Raw genomic sequence first — 14,149 nt, 5'->3', positions numbered from 1 at the left:
CTGCTCAGCCGGCCTGCACGACCACGTCCACCCAGTAGTTCGTCGAGTCGAAGCTGGACGCGGGGAACGACCCGGCCGGGCCGTAGACGAACACCCCGTTGCCGCCCGCGCTCGCACTCGACGGCGCCGTCAGCGAGCCGACCACCCTGGCATTGGCGAAGTAGCCGTTCGTCACCGAGTAGCGCGTCGTCGTGTGGTACGCGGCGATGTAGGTGGTGTTGGCCGTCAACGGCACCGGATTCGCGAAGGTCACCGTCTGCCAGCCGCTCGCCGACTCGCCGGTGAACGTCGCCGTGGCGAGCAGCTGCTGCGTGGCGGCGTTCCACAGGTGCGCGACGTGCGTGCCCGTGTTCAGGGAACCCTTGTAGAACTTGATGCCCGTCGCCGTGGCGTTCGCCGAGGACGTGCGGAACTTGACGCCCAGCTCCAGCGGGCCGACGTCGCCGGAGTTCACGATCGCGGGCACGTCGGAGCCGCTGAACAACGAGACCGGTGCCGACGGCTGCACCGGGACCGCGGCGATGACGTCGACGAAGTAGTTGCTGGCCGCGAACGACGACGAGGGGAAGCTGCCCGCCGGGCCGTAGGTGAAGACGCCGTTGCCGCCCGCGCTCGCACTCGACGGTGCGACGAGCTGCCCCGCCGTCCGCGCCGAGGTGAACCCGTTCTCGGTCACCGAGTACTTCGTCGTCGTGTGGTACGAGACGACGTAGAACTGGTTCTGCGTCAACAACACCGGTGACGGGAAGGCCGCGCTCTGCCAGCCGCTCGCCGTCTCACCGCTGAACGTGGCGGTCGCGAGCAGCACGCCGGTGGTGGCGCTCCACAACCGGCCGGTGTGCGGCCCGGTGTTCAGCGTGCCCTTGTAGAACTTCACACCGGTCGCGCTCGCCCCCGCCACCGTGCACTGGAACTTCACGCCGAGCTCGACCGGGCCGTTGTCGGTGGAGTTCGGGATGGCGGGCACGTCGGCGCCGGTGAACAGCGACTGCGTGGTCATCGCGACACCGACGTTCAGGCTCACCGTCGTCGAGGACTGCAGGAACCCGTTGGTGATCGTGTACTGGAAGCTCGCGGGCCCGGAGAAACCGGCGGTGGGCGTGAACGTGACGGTCTGGGCGCCCGCGTCGAAGCTCACCGTGCCGTTGGTGGCAGAACCCGCCGACACCATCGAGATCGGGTAGCCGTTGGGGTCGGAGTCGTTGGCCAGCAACGTCGCCGCGGGGATCGTGAGCGCGGTGCCCACCGGCGTGGTGAAGCCGCTGTTGCCGACCGCGACGGGCGCCAGGTTGCCAGCACCGCCCGCCCGCGCGAACACCACGTCGACCCAGTAGTTGGACTTCAGGAACGTCTCGGTGGGCATGGTGCCGCCCGCGCCGTAGCGGAACACGCCGGCGTCGGCGGGCGCGGTGATCGCACCGCACGTGCGCGGGACGTGGAAGAAGTTGTGGTCGGAGTTCTCGAACTTCGCCGAGTGCACGCTGACGGTGTAGGTCTCGCCGGGCGTCAGCGCGACCGGGGCGATGTTCACCTGCTGCCAGCCGCTCGCGGTCTCACCGGTGGAGCCCACCTCGGCGAGCTTGGTGCCGGCCGCGTTGTAGAGCCGGGCGGTGTGCGCACCGGTGTTGTACGGGTTCTTGTAGAACCGCAGCGCGGTGGCGGAACCGGGCGTGTTGACGGAGAACCGCATGCCGTGCTCCAGCGGGTTCTCGTCGGGCGCGTGCAGCCCGTACGGCACGTCGGTGGGCTGGAAGAGCCGCACCGAGCCCGCGGGCGTCACCGTCACCGTGCGCGTGGGCCCGTTCTCGACGTTGAGGCTGTCGTCGACGGCCCGCACCTTGACCGCGTACGTGCCCGGCAGGTGCGGCCACCAGGAGAACGACCAGCTCGTCGTACCCGTGGCCGCCCGCCAGGACTGGCCGTTGTCGGTGGACACCTCGACGGTCGCGACGCGGCCGCCGACGTCGCTCGCCGTGCCGCTGATGATCACCTGCGCCTGCTGTGTGAACGTCGCACCGTTCGCGGGCGTCGTGATCACCGTGACCGGCGGCGTGGTGTCCGTCGAGGCCGTGGCGGGCGTCAGGTTGCCCTGCAACGTCTCCGGCTGCACACCCATGTCCGCGAACAGGTTCACGGTCGCCTGCTGCGCGTCGCGGTCCTCGGACACCACGGGCATGGACGGGTCGGTGCTGGTGTAGTCGTGCACCGCGTCGAGTGCGAACGACCAGAACACCGTGCCGGCGCCGAAGACCAGGGCACCACTGGGCGCCCGGTAGAGCGTGAGGTGGTGGGTGGCGTCGCCGTCACCGGTCGTGGTGCCGTAGTCGAGGAGGTACTTGGCGCCGATGAACCGGTCGGTGCGGGAGAGCTTGACGAGCGTCGGCGGCCGGAACCGGTTGTCCGGCGACTCGTCCCACTCGTAGCCGAGCACGCCGTCCTCGACGTACCCGACCTGTCCCGCGGTCAGCGCGGCCATGCCGGTGTTGCGCCAGAACCGCAGCTTCCCGTACGCCTCCGGCACCTCGATCCGGTCGGCCTGGTGCGAGTCGACGGAGAAGCTGGTGCCCGTCAACCGGTTCTCCGCGACGCCGCCGTTCGAGGGCGGTGAGAACGCCGGGTCGCGCCAGGTGCCCGTCCACTCCGGACTCGGGTCGATCTTGGCGGCGTTCCTGGTCTCCTTGTAGCAGACCATGGTCCGGTTCGGCGTGCCGGTGACGTCGGGCTCCCAGCGGACCCGCCAGTAGACCTCGTTGCCGCTGAAGAAGCACAGGTGCACCCCCGCGTCCCTGGCCGCCTCGACGCGCGCACGCTGCGCCCCCGACCAGTACTCGTCGTGCCCGACGGAGAGGTACACGTGGTGGTTGGTGAGGACGTAGTTGCCCGGCCCGACGTCCAGGCCGGTCACGTAGGCCACGTCGTACCCGTTGCGCTCCAACCACCTGATCATCGCGTACTCGGCGCTGAGCACGAAGTCCTGCGGCCCGGCGTCCACACCGCCCTGCGCGAGCCGCGTGCTGAACGGCCGGTTGCAGCTCACCTTGAACGCCCGCCCCGTCGGCGTCCCGGTCGCCGCGTTGCCGCCGTAGAGGTTCGCGCCACCCCACCCGTTGTAAGCCTGCCAGGTGGTGTCCGAGGTCTGGAAGACGATGTCGCGCTGCGTCCCGTCGCCGCGCACGACGAACGGGATGTGACTCGCCCCCGCGACCCCGTCCTGCCGCACCAGCTTCGCGAGGAACACACCGGACACCATGGTCGCGGGCACGGCCCACGAGGCGGTGACCGACCAGTTCGACGCGTCCCACAACCCGGTGCCGAGGTCGTTGAACGCGGCCGGCTGCACCGACGAGGTGGTGCGCTGGATCGTGTGCACCTTCCGCGCGCCGGCACCCCCGTAGTAACCGAGCCGGTATATGTCGATGCGGTAGTTCGCGGAGTTCGAGTGGATCTTGAAGTCGATCGTCTGGCCCCTGTTGACGCTCAGCTTCGTGGTGAAGCCCGCCAGGGTGGGATCAGCGGCCCCGCTGATGCCGTCCCACTCGGACTTCGGACTCCCCGGCAACTGGTTCTCGGTCACGATCGGGTTCGGCATCCCGGCCCCCTTCGTCCCCCTCTGGACATGCTCGTGACCGGGATGTATGCCTCTCCGTAGTCGTCGTTAGCCCAGTGGGCACGCTGACACCCGAATGGATTAGTTGACGATGAAAGGTTTGCCAAATCCTGTAACGGAGGGGGTCTGAGCTGCGAGAACTCTCGGCATCAACAGAACGCAGGACCGGCCGGGCGCCGGGGCCCGAGGTGGTCCTGCGTTCCACACGACGAGCGCCTCGCCGGGCGCTTCGCAGTGGCTGACCGCGCGCGGAGGAACACGCGATCTGCGCGCAAGCGGGCTAACGCGGAGATCGGATGTGGCTGAGCAGAGCCTGGATGTCGCCCGGTTCGAGCCCACTGGCGACCGCTGGCTCCTCCTCGAGGTCCGAGAGCACCTGCACCGAGGGGTCGTCGAGGATCTTCCCCATGAACTCGAGCTTCTGACCGAGCTGCATCTCGACGACCTCGTCGATCGTGTTCCGGACGGCCAGAACGGTCACGCGTGTTTCGGTGTCAGGGGCGAGGCCGAGGCGGTGGATGCGGTCGAGGCTCTGCAGGAAGCGCCCGGCCGCGAAGTCGCGGTCGACGTAGACGGCGTCATGGCACACGTGGTGCAGGCTGATGCCCTCACCCAGCGTCGCGGGGTTGGACACCAGCACCAGGCAGTCCGGATCGTTCTGGAACCGCTCCAGCTCTTCGCTCCTGTTGCCGCTGCTGCCGTACACCACTGCTGGCTGGTACTCCGCCAGCAGCTTCTGAAGGGTGTTCAAGCTGCGCACGAAAGTCGTCCAGACCAGGGTCTTGCGCCCCTTCGCGGCATTCGCCGCCACGATGGCGACGGTCTCCTTGTACTTCGGGGACAACTCGAAGTCCGGCAACCGCTTGATGAGGTCGAGCATCGACCCGGCGTTGGGGATCTCCTCCTCCAGCGGGGGCAACTGATAGGTCAGAGGCTCGTACCTCGAGACACCTTCGACCAGGAGAGCCGGGCTGGTGGCCGCCATCAGCAACCGCAACGCCGTCTTGCCGAGCGTGCCCAGGTCGTGCCGCATCCCCTGCAGCGCCACCTTCCCCACCAGCGCGTCGTACACCTGCGCGTGCAAGGGCGGCATGTCGACGTAGCGCACCTTCGGCTCCATCGGCGGCAGGCCGAGCTCGAGCTTCGTCGTGCGGGCGAACAGCGGCCGCAACACCGTGCTGGCGTACGAGAGATCGCCGCCCGACACCGCGGACGCGACCGTGCGGTGGCCGTACCCGGGCCAGGCGAAACCCATCAGGCTTTCCAGGTCTTTGGCCCCGTTGGGTGCAGGCGTACCCGTGAGGATCAGCCGTCGCCGGGCGAGCGGTCCCAGCGCCATGCACGCGGCGCCGTACATGCCGCGTGAACCCAGCTTCATGCGGTGCGCCTCGTCCAGGATCATCATGGAGGGCTTGGCCTTCAGCCAGGACGCGAGCGTGCCGAGCGAACGCGCCAGCCGTTCGTAGTTGATGATCAGAACCTCGGCCCACGGGTCCATGCCGCGGTCGAGGATGAGGGTGCGCAGCGGGCGCTCGAAGCACGCGCCGCTCTCGAACAACCAGGAGTCATAGGCGGATTTGGGGCACACGACCAGAAGACGGCTGACCCTCCCCTCCTTCCGCTGCGCCGCGTACACGGCGAGCGCCACCCTGGTCTTACCCGCACCCGGAACGCTGAAGTTGGCGCCGTGCCGCAGCGCCAGCAGCTTGCCGATGTCCCGGCGCTGGAACTCCCGCAGGTTGCCGATCCAGTCGTCGCCGAGCACATCGGCCACCCGGTCAGCGGGGAGGCCGATGGCGGAGCCCGGCTCACTGAGCTGCTGCCTCACGACCTCCGCGTCCTCGACGTTGCCGCGAACGAGATCAGCCAGCTCCTCCGACCAGACCACGGTCTCCGGCCGCGGCCAGGTCGACAGCACGCCGAGCTGCGCCAGCAGCTCTTCGAGATCGACGGCCACCTCGAGAACTGCCAGCTGCGAACCGGTGCGGAAGCGCGTCGCCAGCTGGACGAGGTCCGCTCGGTGCTCGGGAGTCGTTCTCAGCGTGACCTTCGTCCTGGTCTCGTTGAAGTCGAGACGCAGCGACGGCTGCACCGAGGCGTCGGTCACCTGGTTCCCCCCAGCCCGGCAGCGTCGATCAGCCAGCTGACGCCGTCACCGGGGTCCTGCACACCGCGGCCAGCCTGGTGAGCGAGCTTTCGCAGGCTCTCGCGCAGTTTGACCACGGCGTCGTCGAAAGCTTCCTCGTCGAGGGCGCGCGATGCACGGGCCTGCACCAGGTCGACCACGCACTGGTCGATGCTCGCGCAGGCATCGGCCAGCCTGGCCGGCGCCAACTGCTTCTTCTTCCGGACCCGCGCGTCGCGCCCAGCGAGGTCGATCGCGTCGTTGAACACGTCTTTGAGCTCCGTGAACGTTCTTTGCGCCGCGAGCTGACCGTCTGCGTCCGCGTCGGACGCGGCCTGTGCTTCAGCCTTCGACCGGAGGACCTTGTCGTTCAGCGCGCGGGCGGTGGCGATGACCGACGACGTGGCCGAGACCGAAACGCCGAGCCCGGGCACCACGACGGGCGCAGCGGCAACGGTTCCGGCCGGGCGCAGGTGTGCCGGCAGCGTCCGGCTGAGGTAGGCCTCGTAGAAGTTCTCCTCGATGTGGCGGACGTCGGTCTTCGAGAAGCCGAGGGTGATGGCAGCCAGCCGCACCTCCTTGAAGAGGTCCGCCTCGTCCGGGTTCGCCGCGCTCTTCTTGACGTACGCCCGGTGCAGCTCCTTGAGCTTCTCCTGGTGGGCCTCGAAGTCCATCAGCCGCAACGAGGGACCTCGTTCACCGGACCTGCTGCGGTCGACCAGCGCCCGGAGCTCACCCAGGATCCACCGTTCCTGCTCGTAGGTGGACACCCGGATCCTGAACTCCTTCGCGATGTCCTCCGGGGAGATGCCGAGAGATGCTTGCTCCTCCATGGCCAGCAACCGGTTGACGTAGCTGTAGTCGCGGCGGTGGTCCTTGCGCAGCTGGAGCGACAGCTCGACCGCGTTGATGTCCGCCCACGTGAACGACTCGGGCAGCACGCCGGCCCGCATGTGCTGGACGCCGATCTCCTTCAGCGCGGCGGCCCTGGTGTTGCCGTTCACCAGGATGCCGTCGTGCGTGATGAGGCCGGGATCGTTCTGCCCGAACTCCCTCAGGCTCAGCAGCAGGTCGTCGAACGCGGGGTCCCGCCTGTCCGGGTTTGCCGGCTCGGCCTGCAGGAGGTGCTTGAGGTACGCCTGGCTGTCGCTGCTGTACGGGTCCTCGTGCAAGCACCTGTCCCGTTCGGGGTAGTGCTCGCGCTGGGCGCGGATGCGGTGCGTCGCGGGGTTGAACAGCAGCATGGCCAGCGGCACGTCGATCACGTCGACGTGGATGCGCTGGTCGTGCCACTCCACGGTGACGGTTTCCCTGGTTCCCGCGGCTGTCCGCGTGTCGGCGAGGCGCTTCTTGACGAAGTCGCTGAACTCCATCGCCGACGGTGGAGGTGGGTACTCCTGCACTGTTACTCGTTCTCCCCGTTCAGTTGCCTGCACCGAGCTCGTCACGCACGGCCGCCCGCGAGTCGGCCGGCAACGCGCGGTACCTGCCCCACAGTCGCTCCAGCCCGCCGAGCTTCCGCTGGTCCGCGGCGACCCAGCCCATGAAGACCTTGCGCTCAAGAGGCCCCAGCAGCTCGACGTCGCGGAGCACCGAGCCGAGGTCCACGGTGCGGTTGCGCCCTCCGACACGGCACCGGTTGCACTCAGCGATGAGCTGCGTGTCCGTGGTGCCGTCCGGCAAGCGGACGAGCCGTCGTGCGATGTCGAGCTGCGCGGTCGCCATGTCGTCGTCCTCGTAGGGGTCACCCGGCGCGATGCCGCAGGTCCTGCACAGGAAACCGTCGTCGTGGAGAACCTTGCTCCGCTGCGCAGCGGTCAGGCTCGCCCTCGACTTGGCCTTGGCCTGACCGGGCAACCAGACCTCGGCGCCCTTCAGCACGTACCGCTGTTCCTCCTGCCGCAGTGACGGGTCCTCACGGCTGGTGTCGACCTTCCAGCCGTGAGCGCGGAGGTCCCTGGCCCGCCGGTCGATCTGAGCCACGTCGGGGAACGCCTCGCGCAGGCGCGCCTTGGTGAACACGTTGCCCACCCCGACCACCTGTTCCAGCCACAACGCCACCCGGATCATGCTTCCGAAACGTTCGTCGGTCCACGACGGCATGGTCGGCACTCCGGTCCTCCTCATCTGCAGCACGAATCCAATCGACGACAAGGCACCGATGGAACATGTGTCCGTGCGACGTCATCGCGCCGTGCGTGTTCTTTGGGACTTGGAGGCCTAACTAGACATCATCAGCAGCCAAAAAGCTAGCAGCAATTCCAATATCTTCATGTTGCGCGAAAATAGGCGCAACATCGGATACCGAATTGCCCGTTATGCGATGTTGCTCGACAAGACGAGCAATATGTTCGACGCTTCCAATCGAGTACGATCGAACGCTCCTATGAGACACGCCAGGGGGACTGCGGATGCGGCTGGGCGACGTGGGGAACACCGACAACGCGAGCACCGAGCAACGGCGGGAGCTGGCAAAAGCCTTGCGGGAACTGCATCAGCGCCTTGAGCCGAAGCTGTCGCTCGCCGTCCTGGCCAGCAAGCTGGCGGAGCCCATCAGCAAAGGCGGAGGGGGCTACCACAAGCCGGTGACGGCCGATGTCCTGTCGCGCAACCTCAACGGCAAGCGCGTCCCGTCGGCTGAACTGCTGGAGGCGCTGTACACGCTGGTCAACGCCGGAAAAGCAACCGATGTCGCGGAGTTGGAGCGGCTTTGCGCACTTCGGGATGCCGCCGAATCCTCCAGGGGCAACAGGAGAGTGGAGCTGGAACACCGCAACGGGGAGCTGATGAGGACCGTTGAGCAGCTGAAGCACGATCTGGCCACGTCAACTCGGACGCCGCAGGTCGTCGAGAATCCTCGAACGTCGGCGGCCGCGCACCTGCCGGTCCCCCCTGCCGACGGGGACCGGCCGAGTGAAGATTTTGAGAAGCGGGTGGAGCAGTCGCTGGCGGCACAGGAGTACATCAGCCTGTCCTCCGGCGGCGACCACGCGGCCGTGCTCGACGGCCTGAGGCACATCCCCGACGAGCACCCGGCGGCGTGGACAGCCGCGTTCCTGGCCGAGCTGCGCCATCGCGGGCAGGACGACATCGCGGGAACACTGGTCAACATCTACGGTCGCGACCGGACGCCCCAAGAAGCGGTCGAACTTGCGATCGAGCTCAAAGCCACCGGATTGCCCGAGTACGCCGACATCCTGCTGCGCACGATCGTTCGCTAGCGAACGATCGTGCCGGCGAGACCGCCGCTCAGCTGATCTTCGACTTGTTCAGGCTGAAGAGATCGTGCCGGACGTGGTCGGCCTGCCCGACGAACGCCTTGAACCGCCCGATCTTGAACGCGGCCACGCCACTCTTGCCGACCTGGATCTCGACGTCGAAATCCTTGCTCAGCAAGGAGATTCGGCGCTCCAGCTCGTGTGCCTCGATCTCGAAACCGATCGCCCTGGAAATCTGCGCGGCCGTCAGGAAGTCGCCGGCGTTGCGAAGGGCCCGGTAGACCGGATCGTGATCGGTGTCGATTTCACGGTCCACCGCGGTGCCCTCCTTGAGCAGCGCCGACTTGATCGCGGCACCCACGGCCCTGGCGACGGGCGGCGGGAACGCGTTGCCCACCTGCCGGTACCTGGAGGTCTTGAGCCCGACGAACTGCCACTCGGCCGGCTGCCAGCCCTGCAGCAGCTGCACCATCTCCGTGGTGAGCTTCGGGCCGGGTGCGTCACCGAAGTCGGCGCCCGGTGCCGGCGCCTCGTTCGCGATGCCCATGGCATCGACCCCGAGCTGAGCCCACGCCCTCTTGGCCCGAGTCGGCCCCAGGTCAGCACCACCGTGCTTCTTCGAGCCGCCGACGATCGTCGGGGCGATGTCGTTGGCCTTCGCGGCCCACTCGTCCACGCCTTCCCAGCCGCGCGCCCCCATGAGCTCGCGCAGGGCTTCGCCGACGGTGGGCGGCTTCCCCTGGGACTCGGGCCAGTGGAAGTAGGGAGCGAACTCCTCCTGGAGCGCCACGAGGACGAACCGGGGACGCAGCTGCGGCACACCGAAGTCGGAGGCGTGCAGCAACCGCCATTCGGCGACGTACTTCATGTCGATCAGCTTGTCGAGGATCTCCTGCCGGTACCCGGAGAACCTCGGCATGCTCAGCCCGCGCACGTTCTCGAGGAGCAGAGCGCGAGGTTTGAGCGTCTGGCACTGCTGGACGGCCCAGGCGAAGAGGTCGCGCTCGTCGGCTGATCCGAGCTGCTTCCCGGCCAGGCTGAACGGCGGGCAGGGCACGCCCCCTGCCAGCAGGTCGAAGCTCTCCGGAAGCGCGAGGCCTGATTTGTGCGCCTTGTCCCACACCTCGGGGGCCGCGACGTCACCCGTGATCACGCCGTCGACGATCTCGACCGCGGCAGCTTCGGGCACCGGCTTCCTGGGGCGGGGCTTCGCACGGAAGGGCTTCAGCTCGGGCTTGGCGGCGATGCCGTGCCGGGCACGCAGGTTGAGCCGGAGGGTGTCGGCCGCTGTCGGGTCCAGCTCGATCGCGAGCTCGTGCTCGAACCCGGCCTGCATCAGCCCGAGAGCCTGTCCACCAGCGCCGGCGCAGATCTCGACGACCTTCAACGGCTTGCCGGACTCAGGGGTTTCCACAGGCCCTCCTCTCGTACTTCAGTCTTCAGGCGCATGCGCGGCCTGGGGTATCTTCCGGCACTGACCACGAACAGCGCAAAGGCGCCTGCCAGACGGGATGAGCGTGCCGGACGAAGATCACAGCGCTCGCCGGGAGAAGGCCCACGCCAAAGGCCTTTATCCCGCACCCCTCAACGAGGGCCGGTCGCGGAACATGCAGGCGAACCGCAGGTCCGGCACCAAACCCGAGGTAGCGCTGCGCAGCGCGCTGCACCGGCGCGGCTTCAGGTACCGGAAAGACCACCTGCTGCGGTTCGAGGACGGTGTCAAGGTCAGGCCGGACATCGTCTTCACCGCCCGCAAGATCGCGGTGTTCGTCGACGGGTGCTTCTGGCACGTCTGCCCTGAACACGGACGACAGCCCACGACGAACGACTGGTACTGGACGCCGAAGCTGCGGCGCAACGTGGAGCGGGACCAGCGGGCCAACGAGGTCTTGGCCGCGGCGGGGTGGTCCGTGATCCGCATCTGGGAGCACGAGCACCTGGACGCCGCCGTGGAGCGCGTCACGACCGCCGTCGAACACGGGTTCGAACCTAACTGATCTCCGATGAGAGTGCACGCATTCACGCCGACCTGAAAACGCACTTCTGCACCATCGCGGAAGATCGGTGACCAATGGTTGTCACCGACGGTTACAAGATCAACTCTGCGGCACGGTCGCGCTGGTCAACGCCGTGGTCGACCGGGTGATGCGCATGGTGCCCCCGACGGGATTCGAACCCGTACTGTGATCCTTTTAAGGGACCTGCCTCTACCGATTGGGCTACGGGGGCGACGGGGAGCCTAGGCCTTGATCGTCGGCTTGTGTGCGCGGATGGTCGTTTCTCGCCCGAGCGGCCCAGTGAATTGGACTAGAGCGAGCATCCGGCTAAGCATCGAACGGACCCGAACATCAGCGCGTCCTCCCCGCTCCGAGCAGCTCCTTGAAGCGCAGCGCGACCCAGTCGTGGACGGCGGCGGACACGGAGTTGTCGCCGGCGCGGTGTTCGAACCAGCGCCAGTCGCAGTTGACGTTGATCTCCAGGAACACGTGGTCGCGGCCGGTGACGAGGAGGTCGAAGGCGGCGACCTGGACGCGCCAGTGGCGGGCCAGTGCCAGCAGGCGGTCCGACAGCGAGGTGGGGACCGAGGTCGGGGTCACGCGGACGGCGTCCGGGTCCACCCACAGCTGGGCCGGGTCGAGCTTGTCGACCTGGTAGGCGATGCAGCGTTCGCCGATCACGAAGACGCGCAGCTCGGTGTCGGAGGGGACGTACTCCTGCACGATCACCGGGGCGGGTTCGGGGGCGTCGGAGGCCCTGGAGGTCTCCAGCGGGCGCGGGAACAGGCCGTGCTGGACGCCGGGGCGGGGTTCGAGCAGGTGGCGGCCCGCGGTCTTGACGATGCAGCGGCCACCGCCGGGGCGGGTGCGGCCGGGGCGGGTCGTCACGGCGGTGCGGGGCACGCGCAGGCCGAACGCGGCGGCGTCGGAGAGCTGCGTGAGGCGGTCCAGGTGCGTCGAGAAGCGCGAGGGGTTCACGTGGGCCCAGTCGGAGCGGGAGGACAGCCAGTTGGCCACTGAGGCCCACTGATCGACCGCGTAGGCGCCGGCGAGGGTGCCGGGCTCGACGGGGACCGCGGAGAGCTCGAAGTGGCGGCGCCAGACCAGCAGGGGGCGCAGCAGCCAGCGGTCGAGCTCGACGAGGGGCTGGTCGGTGTAGACCGACAGCGGGAGGTCGACGCAGCGGTCGGCGTCGATGCGGGCCATCCGGATGCCGCGCTCGGCCAGTGCGATGGAGAGCTCGTTCATCTCCATGTCGGCGGCGCGCGCCAGGACCAGCACGCACGGCTGGGGGTTTCCGTCGCCCTCGTCGACCATGCCGAGGCGGTGGACCTGCTCCTGGAAGTCCAGGCACTTGGGAGGAGAGCGGAAGAGGTAGTCCTGACCCTGCAGCAGCAGTGGTCTGGCAGCCTCGGACGGGGCACTCGGCACCCGCCCGTCAGCCGACCTGCTCAATCGTCCTTCTTGCTGCTGAAACTCTTCCCCGCCTGTGCGTACTCCGCGGCGTACCGCGCCAACGCGGGGTCCTCGATCTCGCCGCGACGAAGCTGTGCGGCCAGCTCCTCGAGAGACATCGGGATCACCTCTTTCCCACACGGGCGCACCACGCATTCAGGTGATGCACCAGCCGTAGTCTCAGGTTCACGTAACGCAATGTCAAGGCAGGCGTCAGCGCTTTACTCCGATTGGGCGCTCAAGTTCCGCCTCTGGGCCATAAGAGTGCCCCGGACGAGGTGTCGTCCGGGGCATCTTCACACTCACAGCGAGTGGCGGTCACGCGTTCGGCCCACTGGACCGAACCAGGATCAGCTCTGGACCGCGCGGTCGAAGTCCGACTTCGGGTCGTTGATCTGGCCGAGCGCCACGACCTCGCGGCCGTAGAACAGCGCCTGCGTCCAGTCCATCAGCACGCGGAGCTTGCGGTTCACGGTCGGCATGAACGCCACGTGGTAGCTGCGGTGCATGAACCACGCCGGCAGGCCCTTGAAGCGCAGGCCGAACACGTCCGCGACGCCCTTGTAGAGGCCGAGGCCGGCGACCGAGCCGAGGTACTTGTGGAAGTAGTCCTTCGGCTTCTGGCCGCGCAGCGACGCGACGATGTTCTTGGAGAGCAGCTTCGACTGGCGGATGGCGTGCTGCGCGTTCGGCACGCACGTCGCCGTCGGGTCCTCGTCGGTGCGCGAGAGGTCCGGCACCGCGGAGCAGTCACCGGCGGCCCACACGCCTTCGAGGCCCTGCACCTGCATGGCGGCGGTGCAGCGGACGCGACCGCGCTCGTCGAGCGGCAGGTCGGTGTTGCGCAGCACCGGGTTCGCCTTCATGCCGGCGGTCCAGATGATCGTGTCGGAGTCGAACTCGGTGCCGTCGTCGAGGACGACGTGCCCGTTCTCCAGCGACTTCACGCGGGTGTCGAGGTAGATCTTGATACCGCGCTTCTCCAGCGCCTCGACCGTCCACGCACCGAGCTTCGCGGAGACCTCGGGCATGATCCGGCCCATCGCCTCGACGAGGACCCAGTTCATCTCTTCGGGCTTGATGCCCTCGTAGTACTTGAGCGCATACCGCGTCATGTCCTCAAGCTCGGCGAGCGTCTCGATGCCCGCGAAGCCACCACCGATCACGACGAAGCTCAGGAGCTTCTTGCGCAGGTCCGCGTTGTTCGTGCTGGCGGCCTGGTCCAGGCGCGACAGCACGTGGTTGCGGACGTAGATCGCCTCGCCGATCGTCTTCATGCCGATGCCGACCTCGGCCAGGCCGGGGATCGGGAGCGTGCGCGAGATCGCACCCAGCGCGGAGACGAGCACGTCGTACTCGATCTCCTCGACGTGGCCGTCCGACAGCTCGGCGGTCACGATCTTGCGCGCGTGCTCGATCTTGGTGACGCGGCCCGTGACGACGTGGCAGCGCTTGAGCACCTTGCGCAGGGGGGCGACGACGTGGCGCGGCTCGATGGAGCCGGCCGCCGCCTCTGGCAGGAAGGGCTGGTAGGTCATGTGCGGCTGCGGGTCGATGACGGTGACCGACGCCTCACCGGAACGCAGCTTCTTCTGCAGTCCGAGAGCCGTGTACATCCCGACGTACCCACCGCCGACAATGACGATTCGCGTGGGTTGCGACTTCACAGCAGCCATACACACATGGTTGCACCACGACCCCATTTTTCGCGCGTCCGGAGGGGCCGTTGTGACTACCGTCGCCGGGT

Annotated in this window: 10 protein-coding genes and 1 tRNA gene; 2 read left to right on the top strand and 9 right to left on the bottom strand. The window is 67.9% G+C overall.

Annotated elements, in window-relative coordinates; all coding sequences use genetic code 11:
• Window positions 1-4 precede the first annotated feature (4 nt).
• The 4 genes from ACZ7CH_RS17710 to ACZ7CH_RS17695 form a co-directional block, all read right to left on the bottom strand.
• Window positions 5-3,589, bottom strand: coding sequence for a DUF4082 domain-containing protein (locus ACZ7CH_RS17710; protein ID WP_470374349.1), 3,585 nt, complete (start codon window positions 3,587-3,589; stop codon window positions 5-7).
• Between the two features lie 298 nt (window positions 3,590-3,887).
• Window positions 3,888-5,714 (bottom strand): DEAD/DEAH box helicase, encoded by a 1,827-nt coding sequence (locus ACZ7CH_RS17705; RefSeq protein WP_470374348.1) that lies wholly within the window; start codon window positions 5,712-5,714, stop codon window positions 3,888-3,890.
• Window positions 5,711-7,105, bottom strand: a complete 1,395-nt coding sequence (locus ACZ7CH_RS17700; RefSeq protein ID WP_470374347.1) for a ParB N-terminal domain-containing protein — start codon at window positions 7,103-7,105, stop codon at window positions 5,711-5,713. The genes ACZ7CH_RS17705 and ACZ7CH_RS17700 overlap by 4 nt, the downstream gene beginning before the upstream one ends.
• A gap of 49 nt (window positions 7,106-7,154) precedes the next feature.
• Complete coding sequence (locus ACZ7CH_RS17695) at window positions 7,155-7,859, bottom strand: hypothetical protein (protein WP_470374346.1); 705 nt, start codon at window positions 7,857-7,859, stop codon at window positions 7,155-7,157.
• A 284-nt stretch (window positions 7,860-8,143) separates the two neighbouring features.
• Here ACZ7CH_RS17695 and ACZ7CH_RS17690 point away from each other — a divergent pair, with 284 nt between their 5' ends.
• Window positions 8,144-8,953, top strand: coding sequence for a hypothetical protein (locus ACZ7CH_RS17690; protein ID WP_470374345.1), 810 nt, complete (start codon window positions 8,144-8,146; stop codon window positions 8,951-8,953).
• Window positions 8,954-8,981: 28 nt separating this feature from the next.
• Here the strand turns inward: ACZ7CH_RS17690 and ACZ7CH_RS17685 are convergent, their stop codons facing one another.
• Window positions 8,982-10,364 carry a DNA cytosine methyltransferase gene (locus ACZ7CH_RS17685; RefSeq protein WP_470374344.1) on the bottom strand — a complete coding sequence of 461 codons (1,383 nt, stop codon included), beginning with the start codon at window positions 10,362-10,364 and terminating at the stop codon, window positions 8,982-8,984.
• Window positions 10,365-10,467: 103 nt separating this feature from the next.
• Between ACZ7CH_RS17685 and ACZ7CH_RS17680 the strand changes: the two genes are divergently transcribed.
• Window positions 10,468-10,947: a very short patch repair endonuclease gene (locus ACZ7CH_RS17680; RefSeq protein WP_470374343.1), complete on the top strand. Its 480-nt coding sequence runs from the start codon at window positions 10,468-10,470 to the stop codon at window positions 10,945-10,947.
• 155 nt (window positions 10,948-11,102) lie between these two features.
• On the opposite strand, the gene ACZ7CH_RS17675 is transcribed toward ACZ7CH_RS17680, so the two are convergent.
• From ACZ7CH_RS17675 to ACZ7CH_RS17660, 4 genes are all read right to left on the bottom strand, one after another.
• A tRNA-Leu gene (locus ACZ7CH_RS17675) sits at window positions 11,103-11,179 on the bottom strand.
• 119 nt (window positions 11,180-11,298) lie between these two features.
• Complete coding sequence (locus tag ACZ7CH_RS17670; protein WP_360385946.1) at window positions 11,299-12,402, bottom strand: ATP-grasp domain-containing protein; 1,104 nt, start codon at window positions 12,400-12,402, stop codon at window positions 11,299-11,301.
• Window positions 12,399-12,521: a hypothetical protein gene (locus tag ACZ7CH_RS17665; RefSeq protein WP_360385944.1), complete on the bottom strand. Its 123-nt coding sequence runs from the start codon at window positions 12,519-12,521 to the stop codon at window positions 12,399-12,401. Before ACZ7CH_RS17665 ends, ACZ7CH_RS17670 begins: the two co-directional genes overlap by 4 nt.
• Window positions 12,522-12,752: 231 nt before the next feature.
• Entirely contained in the window at window positions 12,753-14,078 is a 1,326-nt protein-coding gene (locus ACZ7CH_RS17660) for an NAD(P)/FAD-dependent oxidoreductase (protein ID WP_360385942.1), read from the bottom strand.
• Between the last annotated feature and the right edge of the window lie 71 nt (window positions 14,079-14,149).

The organism is Lentzea sp. NPDC037011 (genome assembly GCF_055607425.1).
This window is presented reverse-complemented; position numbering and strand designations above follow the sequence as displayed.